We start from the raw sequence: 13690 nt of genomic DNA, 5'->3' as shown, positions 1-13690 counted from the left end.
TCAGTCGCAGCGCATCGGCGGCAGGAAGATGAGCCGGTGAGCAATCCGACGAAACGCGATATTTCGCTGGTCCGTCTGGGGCTGATCGATGGCGACGGGATCGGACCCGAGGTCGTGCGGGCGACGCGGATTGTCGTTGACGAGGCCATGGCCGCCGCGGGTGCGGCGCCGGTGGAATGGGTGCCGCTGTCGATGGGGCACCGCGGGATCGAGGAGTTCGGTGACCCGCTGCCCGCAGCGACGCTGCGGGCGCTGGACGGGCTCGACGCCTGGATTCTCGGACCGCACGACAACGCCTCCTATCCGGCCGAGTTCCGCGCCACGGTCGCGCCGGGTGGCGCCATCCGCAAACGGTTCGGATTGTCCGCGAATATCCGCCCGGCGCGGGCTTTCGCCGGGGTCCGCGCGGTCGCACCGGACATCGACCTGGTGATCGTTCGGGAAAACAGCGAAGGCTTCTACGCCGACCGCAATATGTTCGCCGGGTCCGGTGAGTTCCGGCCCACCGAGGACGTCGCGATGGCGGTCGCCGTGGTGACCCGCCGAGCCTGCGAACAGATCGCGCATGAGGCGTTCCGGCTGGCCGTCGCGCGGCGTAAGCGCGTGACCGTCGTGCACAAGGCCAATGTGCTGCCGATGACCATGGGTCTGTTCCGCGATGTCTGCTACGAAGTCGCTCGCGACTATCCGGGCGTGGAGGTCACCGACGAGCACGTCGACGCGACCGCCGCGCATCTGGTCCGCGCGCCCGGCGATTTCGATGTGCTCGTCACCGAGAACCTGTTCGGTGACATCCTCTCCGACCTGGCGGGGGAGTTGAGCGGATCGCTCGGCTTGGCCGCTTCGTTGAATTGTTCTCTGACCAGGGCGATGGCGCAGGCGGTGCACGGCGCCGCGCCGACTCTGGCCGGGCGCAACCGCGCGAACCCTGCGGCGCTGCAATTGTCGGCGGCAATGCTGTTGCGCTGGTTGGGGGCTCGCGGCAACAACCGGACGATATCGACTGCGGGCACCCGCATCGAGCACGCCGTCGCTGCCACCTTCGAGGCGGGTATCGCAACCGCCGATCTCGGCGGTCTCGCATCGACCAGCGAGTTCACCGAGCAAGTCTGCGCCAGAGTCCACCGTCGTTAGTCGACGATGTGGTGAAGGTGATCGTTGGCATCGTAGAGGTTCACCGATCAGCTCGCGCGGGGGGTAAGCGGTGAGTAGGGCAAACTCAGCCTATAGTCGGCGTGTTGCGTTCGGAGTGTTCGGCACAGAACGGATTAATCTTCCGTTACTGTCCAGCGCGAACGGTCTCGGTCGCTTAGATTGCCAAACGGGTGGTAACACCCGGGTTTCACGAATCCGAAGTGTGGAGGGCTGCTGTGTCTGTTCGATCGGTTGTTGGCAGGCGCGCCCTGCGGGCCATGTGTATGGTCGCCGGCGGTGTGCTGGTGATTTCGGGTTGTAGTAATTCCGAGGACAACTCGCCGGAAGTGGCGAAGGTGACTGTCGACAAGTTCGACGCGGCCGCCGCGCAGCTCCCGGACAAGATCAAGCAGTCGGGGAAGCTTGTGGTCGGCGTCAATATTCCGTACCAGCCCAACGAGTACAAGGATCCGAGCGGCAAGATCATCGGTTTCGATGTCGACCTGATGGACGCGGTGGCCACCACTCTCGGTATCAAGGCCGAGTACGTCGAGTCGTCGTTCGAAAAGATCATTCCCGCGATTCAGGCGGGCACCTACGACGTCGGCATGTCCTCGATCACCGACTCCAAGGAACGCGAACAGAGCGTCGACTTCACCACCTATTTCAACGCCGGAATCCAGTGGGCGCAGCAAAAGGGCAAGCCGATCGACCCGGAGAACGCCTGCGGAAAGAAGGTCGCGGTCCAGGCCACCACGGTGGAGGACACCGACGAGATCCCGGCCAGGAGCAAGAAATGCGAGGCGGAAGGCAAGCCCGGCATCGTCAAGCAGCCCTTCGATGAGCAGAGCGCCGCGACCAACGCGCTGATAATCGGCCAGGTCGACGCCATGTCGGCGGACTCGCCGGTGACCGCTTACGCGATCAAGAAGGGCGACGGCAAGATCGAAACGGCCGGCGCGGTTTTCGACTCCGCTCCCTACGGCTGGGCCGTCCCCAAGGGCTCTGAACTCGGCAAGGCGCTGCAGGCAGCCGTCCAGCACCTCATCGACAACGGCAAATACTTGGAGATCACCCAGAACTGGGGTGTTCAGGAAGGCGCGATCACCAAGTCGGTTATCAACGGCGCCGTGGGCTGAGCCATGACCTTCTCGGAGACGCCGTCGGAGTCGACCGCCGCCGAACCCGGCGGCGGGGGCTCGCAGGAGCCGGAACCGATCAAGGCGGTACCGCTGCGCAGGCCGGGGCGCTGGATCGCGGCGGCGCTGATTTTCGTGCTGGTCGGGCTGTTCGTCTACGGTGCGGCCACCAACCCCGCCTATGGGTGGGGCACCTATGGGAAGTACCTGTTCGACAGCCGGATTGCCTCCGGCGCGGTGGTCACCCTGGAACTGACGGTGTTGGCCATGGCCATTGCCGTGGTGCTGGGCACCCTGCTCGCGGTGATGCGGTTGTCACCCAACCCGGTGCTGCGCGCGTCGGCCTGGGTATATCTCTGGATCTTCCGCGGCACACCGATTTTCGTGCAGTTGGTGTTCTGGGGCCTGTTCCCGTCGCTGTACAAGTCGATTCAGCTCGGCGTGCCCTTCGGGCCGGAGTTCGTGCGGCTCGATGTGCAGGGCCTACAGGCCGCTTTCACCTTCGCGGTGATCGGTCTCGGCTTGAATGAGGCCGCTTATATGGCCGAAATCGTCCGCGCCGGAATCAATTCCGTCGGTGAGGGACAGCGCGAGGCATCGACGGCGCTCGGTATGTCATGGTCGCAGACCATGCGCAGGACCGTGTTGCCGCAGGCCATGCGGGTGATCATCCCGCCGACCGGCAACGAACTCATCGGCATGCTGAAAACCACGTCGCTGGTCACCGCGATCCCGCTCAGCACCGACCTCTACGGGCGGGCGCGCGATATCTACGGCGTGAATTTCCAGCCGATTCCGCTGCTGCTGGTCACGGCCACCTGGTATCTCGCGGTCACCAGCGTGCTCATGGTCGGGCAGTTCTATCTGGAGCGTTACTACTCGCGTGGCGCGTCACGACAGCTGACCGGCAAGCAGTTGCAGGAGTTGGCCGACGCGCAGACGGTGGTGAAGGCGAAATGACCACCCTCGACAAGAAATACGACACCACCGCTGTGCAACCGATGGTCGTCGCGGACCGGGTATGCAAGAGTTTCGGTGCGCTGCAGGTGCTCAAGGGTATTTCGCTGGAGGTCGGGCGCGGCGACGTGCTGTGCCTGATCGGGCCTTCGGGATCAGGCAAGTCGACATTCCTGCGCTGCATCAATCACCTCGAGCGGGTGAACGCGGGTCGGCTATATGTCGACGGCGACCTCATTGGCTACCGCGAGAAGGAGGGCAAGCTCTACGAGTTGAACCCGCGCGACGCGGCGAAACAGCGTCGCGACATCGGCATGGTGTTTCAGCACTTCAACCTGTTCCCGCATCGGACGGCGCTGGAGAACATTATCGAGGCACCCACCCAGGTGAAGAAGCTGCCCAGGGCCGACGCGCTCACCCGTGCACACGAACTGCTCGACCGAGTCGGTATGGGGGACAAGGCCAATGCCTACCCCGCGCAGCTCTCGGGCGGTCAGCAACAACGTGTGGCGATCGCCAGGGCGCTGGCCATGGACCCGAAGCTGATGCTGTTCGACGAGCCGACCTCGGCGCTGGACCCGGAGCTGGTCGGCGAGGTGCTCGGAGTCATGCGCGAGCTGGCCGCCGACGGTATGACGATGGTGGTCGTCACCCACGAAATGGGTTTCGCGCGTGAGGTTGCCGATCAATTGGTGTTCATGGACGGTGGGGTCGTCGTCGAAGCCGGTAACCCCCGTGAGATGCTGGCGAACCCGCACCGCGAACGCACCAAGGCGTTTCTTTCCCGCCTGCTGTAATGCGCCGACGTCGGCCCGGTCACGCGCGGTGACCGGGCCGAATCCTTATGCGCGTCGGGTTAATACGGTTCGCGGATATATCGAGGCGTGCCGACTGGTAATCGTGGGTGCGGCATTCTCTGCGTGACCATGCGGTAGTCGGTAGTTAGATCGGCGCGATTCGAGTGGTCGCGCCGACATGTTCGGCGGCAAGGGCGATACGGAGTTGGCCGAGAAGAACCTTGGTAGCGGGACTGCTGGGGTGGTCGGTGCGCCACGCCAGCGCGAGGCGGCCGCGCAATGCGGGCCGCACGATCTCGAGCGTGCGAACACCGAAGGCGGCGGCCTCGTCGTCGGTCAATTGCGGTACCACCGCGATACCGAGGCCGCGCGCGGCCAAGCGGAGCAGCAATGGCGGAGCGGCCGCCTCGAAGGCGATATTCGGAGTGAATCCGGCTGTCGCACAGGCCTGTTCGAAAACGCCACGCAACCCGGCGCCGGGCGGCAGGCAGATCAGCGATTGATCCCGCAGCATATCCAGGGCGATCTCGGTGCCGTGGGTGTTGTCGTCGGCGGCGACCGCGGCGACAACGGCTGTCTCCAGTACGACTTCGGTTCCGATGCCGGAATCCATTGGGGCGCCGGTCAATCCGACCAGTGCGATATCGAGTTCGCCGCGGCTCAGCGCAGCGAGCATGCGCTCGGAGGTGTCCTCGGTCATGCCGATGCCGACCTGGGGGTGGTCTTCGTGGAAGTCGGCGAGCACGGTGGCGATATCGACTTCCTCGGTAGCCGCACCGGAGATGAGCCCGATGCGGACGTGTCCGCGTAGTAAACCAGTGAATTCGTCCACGGTCCGAGTGACCTGTTCGGCTGCCGCGAGTGCGGCTCGTGCGTGTGAGATCACCGCGGCGCCTACTTCGGTCAGGGTCACCGTGCGGCCGCCGCGGTCGAGTAGTTGCTGACCCAATTCACGTTCGAGTTGGCGGATTTGCGCGCTGAGCCCGGGCTGTGCCAGGTGCAGCCGGGCCGCCGCGCGGGTGAAGTTGGCTTCCTCCACCACGGTGACGAAGTATCGGAGTTGCCGCATTTCCATAACTATTGATTCTAGCTTCGAGAAGAACTATTTGTTTTACTTCTTATTGGATTACCGAAATCATCGGAGTCATGGAAAACAACGCATCGCGGATCATCGATATCGACACCATTGCCGGCCCCGTCTTCCTGCCCGGCGAAATGGGGTACGACGAGGAGATCGCCGGATTCCAGACCGCCTACACCCACCGGCCCGCTCTGGTCGTCGCCGCACGGCATGCTGAAGACGTGCGCAGCGCGGTGGAATACGCGGCGCGCCAAGGACTTTCGGTCGCGGTGCAGGCCACCGGGCACGGGCTGTCGGTCGCCGCCGAGGGCGGTGTGCTGATCAGCACCCGGCGGATCACCGACATCGAGATCGATCCGGATGCTCGCACCGCGAGAATCGGCGCGGGTGTCCGGGCGGGCGCGCTGGTCGAGGCCGCCGCGGCGCATGGATTGGCGCCGCTGAACGGGTCCTCGCCATCGGTGGGTGTGGTCGGCTACCTGCTCGGAGGCGGAGTGAGCCTGCTGGCCCGGCAATTCGGCTATGCCGCCGAATATGTCCGTGCTATCGAGCTCGTCACCGCGGATGGCCGGGTCCGGCGTCTGGCGCCCGGCGACGAGCTGTTCGGCGCCACACTCGGCACCGGTGGCAACTTCGGTGTGGTGACCGCGTTGGAGCTGGAACTGGTGCCGGTGACCGCGGTGTACGGCGGGCAGCTGATCTTCGATACGCCGTTGGTCCAGCGGGCGCTCGAGATATGGCGGCAGTGGAGCGCGACGGTACCCGACGAGCTGACCTCGGCGGTCGCCATCATGGAATTCCCGGATATCCCGCAGGTCCCCGCGCAGTTGCGTGGTCGCTATGTCGCGTCGTTCCGCATCGCGTTCAATGGCGCCACCGAGGAGGGGGAGCGGCTGGTCGCGCCGCTGCGCGCGGTCGGTGGACGGCTGAAGGATGATCTGCGCGAGATGCCCTACACCGAAAGCCACACCATCCACAGCGATCCCGATTTTCCGCACGCTTACGCCGCCACCAATGCGATGCTGCGCGAACTGTCGGCCGACACCCTGGCGGCACTGCTGAAGGTCGCGGGGCCGGGTGCTCCGGTCCAGGCGGTCCTCGACATTCGGCAGCTTGGCGGCGCGCTGAGCAAGCGCGGTGCTGCCGATATCGCGCTCGACCATCGGGATGCGAAGTTCGTAGTGCGCGTCATCGCAATGCCTGAGTCCGGTGCCGCAGTGCCCGCGGACCTCGCGATGGTGCGAGAGGCATTGGCCCCGTGGACGATCGGGCACAGCCTCAATTTCATCTACGGTGCCGGTGCTGCCGCGGATGAAGCGCAGACCCGGGCGGGATACGCGGCCGATACCTACGCGCGCTTGGCCGCGCTGAAGGCGAAGTACGACTCGCGCAACATATTCCGTCTGAACAGGAACATCGTTCCCGCGAACTGAGGCCCGCTCATCGTGTCAGTACCGCCGGCCGGCCCGGTTGGGGCAGTGAGATTTCGCTGGGCGCCGTGATCCTTCAGCGGGGCGCCGGGCCGTGACGCGGCATCGGTGCGTCTGCTCCGAACAAGGTGATACTGTAGTGATATCACTTTGATACTGGAGGGTGTTATGAAGTTCAGGTCCGCATTCCGCGTCAACGGCTTTCTGGTGCTGCTGGTCTTGTTGCTGCTGGTGATTGCCTTCGGCGGCCTGGCCGCGCTGGGGTTCGTCTATTCCAAAAATCACGACAGCGCCGCCGCGCTGATCGGCGCGATCGCCGCGATATTCGTGATCGTGGTGCTGTTCCTGCTGTTGACCGGGCTGACCGTGGTCAATCCGAACGAGGCGAAGGTGGTGCAGTTCTTCGGCCGCTACATCGGGTCCGTCAGTGAACCGGGATTCTTCTCGGTGGTGCCGCTGGCGGATCGTCGCAGCATTTCGTTGCGGGTGCGCAACTTCGAGACCCAGAAGCTGAAGGTCAATGACGCCGACGGCAATCCGGTCGAGATCGCCGCGGTGGTCGTCTATCGCGTGGTCGACAGTTTCAAAGCCGCCTTCGCTGTCGACGACTACGAGGAGTACGTGGCGACTCAGTCCGAGGCGGCGGTCCGCCACCTGGCGACCAGTCACCCCTATGACGCTCATGACGCCGGGCGCACCAGCCTGCGTGACGGTGGCGAGGTAGCCGGAGAGCTCACCGACGAACTGCGTGAACGCACCGAAATGGCGGGGATCGAGGTGCTGGAGGCCAGGATCACCCATCTGGCCTACGCGCCGGAGATCGCGCAGGCCATGCTCGTTCGTCAACAGGCCGCCCAGGTGGTGGCCGCCCGGACCCATATCGTCGAGGGTGCGGTGGGCATGGTTGGGCTTGCGCTGGACCGTCTCGCCGAACAGGGCACGGTCGAACTCGACGAGGAGCGCAAGGCAACGATGGTGTCCAATCTGCTGGTGGTGCTGTGCGGCGACCGCGCCATCCAGCCCGTGGTCAACACCGGTTCGCTCTACTCGTGAGGCGCGCTGATGGCTGAGCGCAAGAAGCTCCTGCTTCGCCTCGACCCGGCAGTGCACGATGCCATCGCCAAATGGGCGGCCGACGATTTGCGCAGTATCAATGCCCAAATCGAGTACGCCCTGCGACGTGCGCTCGACGAGGCGGGACGGAAACCGAAGGCCGACTGAAACCCCTCGCGCCCCCCACCGCGTCAAATACTGGGAATTTGCCGGTGGACCAGGCAGTATCAGGACGTTCGGTCAAAGATTCCAACGGCAGGAGTGATGATGCAGGGCACTGTCAAATGGTTCAACGCGGACAAGGGATTCGGCTTCATCGCTCCGGATGACGGAGGGCCGGACGTTTTCGTCCACTTCAGCGCGATCGCCGACACCGGCTTTCGGAGCCTGAATGACGACCAGCGCGTCGAGTTCGACGTTACGCAGGGCCAAAAGGGCCCGCAGGCGGAGAACGTGCGACCGCTCTGAGGTCCAGCGAAGCCTGTGCGTCGCCGGTGGATTCGTAATCACCGGCGGCGCACACGTTTTCGGGTGAGTGGGGCCTATCCTGCTGTGGGTTTGCTGGTGACGAAAATGGCGGTGCCAGGGAATAATTCGCCGCGCAACGGACTCCACTGGCCCCATTCGCGGTCGAGCCATTCCGGCCAGTCGGGTTCGATGATGTCTTCGAGGATCAGCCCGGCGGCAACGATCTCGCGAACGCGGTCGCCGACGGTGCGGTGGTGCTCGACGTAGGTGGCCTCGCCGTCGCCGTCGACCTCGACATAGGGGGTGCGGTCGAAATAGGGGATCGAGGCGGTCAGGCCGGCCTCGCCGGGGTCATCAGGGAAAATCCAGCGCATGGGGTGGTTCACCGAGAACACCCATCGGCCGCCGGGGCGCAATACGCGGGCGACCTCGCGCATCACCCGCGCGGAGTCGGCGACGAAGGGAATCGCCCCGAAGGCCGAGCAGGCCAGGTCGAAACAGGCGTCGGCGAAGGGCAGCGACTCTGCCCCCGCCTGGACCAGCGGGACCTGTGGTCCGCCACGCGCCATGGCGGCCAGACCGCGTTCGAGCATGCCCTTGGACAGGTCGAGGCCGACCGGGTAGGCGCCCTGGCCGGCCAGCCAGCGCGAACAGGGCGCGGATCCGCAGCCGATCTCGAGGATCTGTTTGCCCGCGATGTCACCGAGGAAATGCATATCGCCCTCGTGCAGGCCCTCCGGACACCAGACGAACTCGCCGTCGGGAGAGTCGACGCCGAGGAACTCGGCGTGGGTTTCGTGATATTGGGTCGCGTCGGCGTCCCACCAGCGCCTGCTGGCCTGCTGGCTCGCTGCCGATCCGATCCGGGCGCGCGCGGTCCCGGCCGTTCCTAGCAGTGTGTTTGCTTGCGCATGGCGATCTTCCGACACGCTGTCAGCTTATCCGGCGTGGCGTTCAGACCGGTTTGCCCGGCCGGACCAGGGTCGCGTACGCTGAACGCGCGAGTGTCCTGTGTAGTACTGTGCCGACGTCCTGTTGGGGACAGAAGCAACCGGTGCGGTAATGACAGCGCCCGCGTTGAGTTTCACCGATCTGCCGTGCGGTACGTTCATCACGTCCGTCACCTCGCGTCATCGCGGTGAGTTCGCAACAGTACCGAAAGTTCCAATGTCCGCAACCGACCACAATCCGTCCGGAGCAAACCGACATATGCCCACCACCGTCACCTCGCCGCAGGTAGCCGTCAACGACATCGGCTCCGCCGAGGATTTCCTCGCCGCCATCGACGCCACGATCAAGTACTTCAACGACGGCGACATCGTCGAAGGAACCATCGTCAAGGTCGACCGCGACGAGGTCCTGCTCGACATCGGTTACAAGACCGAAGGCGTCATCCCTTCCCGCGAGCTCTCCATCAAGCACGATGTCGACCCCAATGAGGTCGTTTCCGTGGGTGATGAGGTCGAGGCCCTCGTTCTCACCAAGGAGGACAAGGAAGGCCGCCTGATCCTGTCGAAGAAGCGGGCTCAGTACGAGCGCGCTTGGGGCACCATCGAGGAGCTCAAGGAGAAGGACGAGGCCGTCAAGGGCACCGTCATCGAGGTCGTCAAGGGCGGCCTGATCCTCGACATCGGCCTGCGTGGCTTCCTGCCCGCCTCGCTCGTCGAGATGCGTCGTGTCCGTGACCTCCAGCCGTACGTCGGCAAGGAGATCGAGGCCAAGATCATCGAGCTCGACAAGAACCGCAACAACGTGGTCCTGTCGCGTCGCGCATGGCTCGAGCAGACCCAGTCCGAGGTCCGCAGCGAGTTCCTGCACCAGCTGCAGAAGGGCCAGGTCCGCAAGGGTGTGGTCTCCTCGATCGTCAACTTCGGTGCCTTCGTGGACCTGGGCGGCGTCGACGGCCTGGTGCACGTCTCCGAGCTGTCCTGGAAGCACATCGATCACCCGTCCGAGGTTGTCGAGGTCGGCAACGAGGTCACCGTCGAGGTGCTCGACGTCGACCTGGACCGCGAGCGGGTTTCGCTGTCGCTCAAGGCGACTCAGGAAGACCCGTGGCGCCAGTTCGCCCGCACCCACGCGATCGGCCAGATCGTGCCGGGCAAGGTCACCAAGCTGGTTCCGTTCGGTGCGTTCGTGCGTGTCGAAGAGGGCATCGAGGGCCTGGTGCACATCTCCGAGCTGGCCGAGCGCCACGTGGAGGTCCCGGACCAGGTCGTCGCGGTCGGCGACGACGCGATGGTCAAGGTCATCGACATCGACCTGGAGCGTCGCCGGATCTCGCTGAGCCTCAAGCAGGCCAACGAGGACTACCACGCAGAGTTCGACCCGTCGAAGTACGGCATGGCCGACAGCTACGACGAGCAGGGCAACTACATCTTCCCCGAGGGCTTCGACTCCGAGACCAACGACTGGATCGAAGGTTTCGACAAGCAGCGCGAAGAGTGGGAAGGCCGTTACGCCGAGGCGGAGCGTCGTCACAAGATGCACACCGCCCAGATGGAGAAGATGGCGGCCGACGCCGCGGCCGAGGCCGCGAACGGTGGCGGTTCGTCGAACTACTCCTCCGAGAGCGGTTCGCAGGCTACCTCCGCGCCAGCCGAGTCCGGTGGCGGTTCGCTCGCCAGCGACGCCCAGCTCGCGGCTCTGCGGGAGAAGCTCTCCGGCAACGCCTGATTCAGGTAAGCAAACCTCTCGAAGGCCCCGGTCCAATGCGGACCGGGGCCTTCGGGCTTTTCGGGCGCCGAGTTGCCCTAGGCTTCCGAAGTGAGCAATGTCGCGGCCACGGCTGTGAAATTGGCGCCCGTTGTGCTGGTGTTCGGCAGTGGCGTGGTGTTCGCCCGGCGCAAGGTCATCGGGTCGGACAGTTCGAAGGCATTCTCCGACTTCGCGTTTCTGTTCGCGATCCCGTGCTATCTGTTCGGGTCGCTCTACGCGAGCGATTTGGGGCAGGTATTCGACCCGACGGCGATTGCCGCCTATCTGGTGACGGCGCTGCTGGGGATGGTGATCGTGGGCGTCGGTGCGCGCCGGGTCATCGGCGCCGACGCCCGGGGCACCGCACTGCGGATCATGGCCGGGGTGCAGGTCAACACCACCTACTTCGCCATCCCGGTCTTCGTGCTCCTGTTCGGCGATGCCGCCCCGATCTTTCCGACGATTCTGCTCCAGGTCTGTGTGCTCACAGTGATCATCATCGCCATCATGGAATATGGTGCTGCGCAGGATGATTCGGGTGGCACGCCCAGTGCGGCCATGATGCGCGGAGTGCTGGCCGCCCTGGGCACACCGATCGTCATCGCGTGTTACCTCGGCGTCGGCGCGAATGTGGCGAACGTGCCGGTGCCGGACTGGGCCCGTGACGCGCTGGCGTTCAGTGGAAACGCCGCAGCGCCGGTGGCGTTGTTCGCACTCGGCCTTCATCTGGGCGCGTCAGGTCTGCGGCTGCGCGCAACCAGGCGCGACGAGTACGCGCTGATCATCTTCAAATGTGTTGCGCTGCCGGTAATGGCGTTCGTGATCTCCAAGTATCTGTTCGGGATTCGCGGGCCGTGGCTCACCTATCTGGTGCTGATCGCCGCCATGCCGGCCCCGCAGAACCTGTTCATCTTCGCTCAGCGCTACGACACCGATATCGACCTGGCTGCGGCGGTCGTTGCGAAGAGTTCGCTGGTGGCGCTGATGCTGGTGCCGGTATGGCTTTTCGTCGCGCGGTGACCGGGTCCGGCCGTATGTCCGGTCTGTGGCTGATGTCACGCGATACTGAAATAACTGGTCGCGTACTGGGATGAGCGCTGCCGCCGAGCGAGAAAGTACACGAGGAATCTACATGTCGCAGGATAGAGGTGGTCAGTCCAGGTAGCCGCGCGATCTGCATGCAAGTGACTGTCAGAAAATTGCTTGCCATTGCGGCGTGCCGGGTCGGCCCGATCGTCGAGGCTTGGCCGATTGCCGGTAAGCTGCGGCCGTTCGCGACCGCCGCCGCCCAGTCGGACGTTTGATCAACTTCGCGGTAGGGTCGGCGCGACCGTCAACACCTGTTCGATCCAGTTCGGCAGAAAGGCCGTGTTCCAGCATGTGTGCAGCGGGTCCGTTCAGTGGTCTCAACCGCAGGCAGTTCCTGGCAAAGGCGGCGGCAGCGGGCGCCGCGGGGGCGCTGGCGTCCTGGGCCAATCCGATCATCGAGCGCGCCTATGCCGCCGATCCGGCCGGGATGGGAGGACTCGGCGATATCGAGCATTTCGTTTTGCTGATGCAGGAAAACCGCTCGTTCGACCACTATTTCGGCACCATGTCGGGCGTACGCGGATTCGACGAGACCTCTGCGGCCTGGCAGCAGTACGGGTGGACTCCCGGCATCGGGCCGACCCCGGACGGCTATGTGAATCCATTCCGCCTCGATACCACCCGTGGCGCCACCCTCGATGGCGAGTGCATCAACGACCCCGACCACACCTGGGGTGGCATGCACCGTGCATGGAACGGCGGCGGCAACGATCAGTGGATGCCCATGTCGGTGGCCAGCGTGGGTCCGGCCAACGCGCCCGCGGCAATGGGTTACTACCTGCGCGAGGATATTCCGATCCACCATGAGCTCGCCGAAGCGTTCACGCTCTGCGACAATTACCACAGCTCGGTCCTCGGGCCCACCGACCCCAACCGGTTGTACTGGATCAGTGCCTCCATCGACCCGGACGGCCTTGCCGGTGGCCCACTCGTCGAGACTCCCACCCTCATCCCGCAGCACGTATACAGCTGGCGGACCTACCCTGAAAACCTCTCCGAGGCCGGTGTCAGCTGGAAGGTCTACAACAACCGCGACGTCGGCCCGTTGTCATCGGTGATCCTCGACGGGATGCTCGGCTGCTTCACACAATCGTCGGATCCGAACTCCGAATTGGCTCGCCGCGGCCTTGCCCCGGTGTACCCCAACGACTTTCAGGCCGATGTCGCCAACGACACGCTGCCCGCCGTGTCCTGGATCATCCCCTCGCTGATCAACTGCGAACATCCCGCGCTGCCCGCCGCCTTCGGCGCCTTCGGCATTGTCCAACTGCTCGATATCCTTACCTCGAATCCGAGGGTGTGGGAGAAGACGGCGCTGATCATCAGCTACGACGAGAACGGCGGCTTCTTCGACCATGTGACGCCGCCGACCGCCCCGGCGGGGACTCCCGGGGAGTTCCTCACCGTGCCGCTGGATCGGGTGAAGTCGTCGAGCGGCATCACCGGTCCGATCGGACTCGGCTATCGCGTTCCGGGATTGGTCATTTCGCCCTATAGCCGCGGCGGTCTCGTCGCCTCGGACACCTTCGATCACACCTCGCAACTGCGCCTGCTGGAAACGCGGTTCGGAGTAGACGTGCCGAACCTGACCCCGTGGCGGCGCAGCGTCACCGGCGATATGACCTCTGCTTTCGATTTCGGTTCGACCCCGAATTCGGCGAAACCGATTCTGACGGATCCGAAACCGAAAATGGATGCCGCGATCGCGCAATGCGGCCCGAATGTCGCGTTGGGAACGGCAACCGCCGGTGTCCCGTATCCGGTACCGCCGAATGATATGCCACGCCAGCAGCCGGGGACACGGCGGAAGCCGAGCGGCATCGTATGACAGGGAAGTGGCCCGGC

Annotated in this window: 13 protein-coding genes; 11 read left to right on the top strand and 2 right to left on the bottom strand. The window is 64.7% G+C overall.

All coding sequences use genetic code 11. The features are described from left to right. Positions 1 to 36 precede the first annotated feature (36 nt). From LKE06_RS19710 to LKE06_RS19695, 4 genes are all read left to right on the top strand, one after another. The gene (locus tag LKE06_RS19710) at positions 37 to 1134 is read left to right on the top strand and encodes an isocitrate/isopropylmalate dehydrogenase family protein (protein ID WP_228000779.1); all 1098 of its coding nucleotides are present in this window, start codon (positions 37 to 39) and stop codon (positions 1132 to 1134) included. Positions 1135 to 1412: 278 nt separating this feature from the next. Next, positions 1413 to 2273, top strand: coding sequence for an ABC transporter substrate-binding protein (locus tag LKE06_RS19705; protein ID WP_228000961.1), 861 nt, complete (start codon positions 1413 to 1415; stop codon positions 2271 to 2273). 3 nt (positions 2274 to 2276) lie between these two features. After that, a complete protein-coding gene (locus LKE06_RS19700; protein WP_228000778.1) occupies positions 2277 to 3233 on the top strand; it encodes an amino acid ABC transporter permease in 957 nt (318 codons plus the stop codon). Then, a complete protein-coding gene (locus LKE06_RS19695; protein ID WP_305082808.1) occupies positions 3230 to 4027 on the top strand; it encodes an amino acid ABC transporter ATP-binding protein in 798 nt (265 codons plus the stop codon). Before LKE06_RS19700 ends, LKE06_RS19695 begins: the two co-directional genes overlap by 4 nt. A 145-nt stretch (positions 4028 to 4172) precedes the next feature. On the opposite strand, the gene LKE06_RS19690 is transcribed toward LKE06_RS19695, so the two are convergent. Then, the gene (locus LKE06_RS19690) at positions 4173 to 5102 is read right to left on the bottom strand and encodes a LysR family transcriptional regulator (RefSeq protein ID WP_228000777.1); all 930 of its coding nucleotides are present in this window, start codon (positions 5100 to 5102) and stop codon (positions 4173 to 4175) included. Between the two features lie 71 nt (positions 5103 to 5173). On the opposite strand from LKE06_RS19690, the gene LKE06_RS19685 reads away from it, so the two are divergent. The 4 genes from LKE06_RS19685 to LKE06_RS19670 all read left to right on the top strand — a co-directional run bounded on the left by LKE06_RS19685 (position 5174) and on the right by LKE06_RS19670 (position 8059). After that, positions 5174 to 6541 carry an FAD-binding oxidoreductase gene (locus tag LKE06_RS19685; RefSeq protein ID WP_228000776.1) on the top strand — a complete coding sequence of 456 codons (1368 nt, stop codon included), beginning with the start codon at positions 5174 to 5176 and terminating at the stop codon, positions 6539 to 6541. Positions 6542 to 6706: 165 nt separating this feature from the next. Continuing rightward, complete coding sequence (locus LKE06_RS19680) at positions 6707 to 7591, top strand: SPFH domain-containing protein (RefSeq protein WP_228000775.1); 885 nt, start codon at positions 6707 to 6709, stop codon at positions 7589 to 7591. A 9-nt stretch (positions 7592 to 7600) separates the two neighbouring features. Next, positions 7601 to 7759: a type II toxin-antitoxin system antitoxin gene (locus LKE06_RS19675; RefSeq protein ID WP_228000774.1), complete on the top strand. Its 159-nt coding sequence runs from the start codon at positions 7601 to 7603 to the stop codon at positions 7757 to 7759. A gap of 96 nt (positions 7760 to 7855) precedes the next feature. After that, a complete protein-coding gene (locus tag LKE06_RS19670) occupies positions 7856 to 8059 on the top strand; it encodes a cold-shock protein (protein ID WP_228000773.1) in 204 nt (67 codons plus the stop codon). 74 nt (positions 8060 to 8133) lie between these two features. On the opposite strand, the gene LKE06_RS19665 is transcribed toward LKE06_RS19670, so the two are convergent. Next, positions 8134 to 8988 carry a class I SAM-dependent methyltransferase gene (locus LKE06_RS19665; RefSeq protein ID WP_228000772.1) on the bottom strand — a complete coding sequence of 285 codons (855 nt, stop codon included), beginning with the start codon at positions 8986 to 8988 and terminating at the stop codon, positions 8134 to 8136. 280 nt (positions 8989 to 9268) lie between these two features. On the opposite strand from LKE06_RS19665, the gene rpsA reads away from it, so the two are divergent. The 3 genes from rpsA to LKE06_RS19650 all read left to right on the top strand — a co-directional run bounded on the left by rpsA (position 9269) and on the right by LKE06_RS19650 (position 13673). Then, positions 9269 to 10735, top strand: a complete 1467-nt coding sequence (gene rpsA / locus LKE06_RS19660) for a 30S ribosomal protein S1 (protein WP_228000771.1) — start codon at positions 9269 to 9271, stop codon at positions 10733 to 10735. 90 nt (positions 10736 to 10825) lie between these two features. Then, the gene (locus LKE06_RS19655) at positions 10826 to 11776 is read left to right on the top strand and encodes an AEC family transporter (RefSeq protein ID WP_228000770.1); all 951 of its coding nucleotides are present in this window, start codon (positions 10826 to 10828) and stop codon (positions 11774 to 11776) included. A gap of 358 nt (positions 11777 to 12134) precedes the next feature. Beyond that, complete coding sequence (locus tag LKE06_RS19650) at positions 12135 to 13673, top strand: phospholipase C (RefSeq protein ID WP_228000769.1); 1539 nt, start codon at positions 12135 to 12137, stop codon at positions 13671 to 13673. Positions 13674 to 13690 lie beyond the last annotated feature (17 nt).

Origin of the sequence: Nocardia australiensis, assembly GCF_020733705.1 — a bacterium.
Classification (GTDB): Bacteria; Actinomycetota; Actinomycetes; order Mycobacteriales; family Mycobacteriaceae; genus Nocardia; species Nocardia australiensis.
This window is presented reverse-complemented; position numbering and strand designations above follow the sequence as displayed.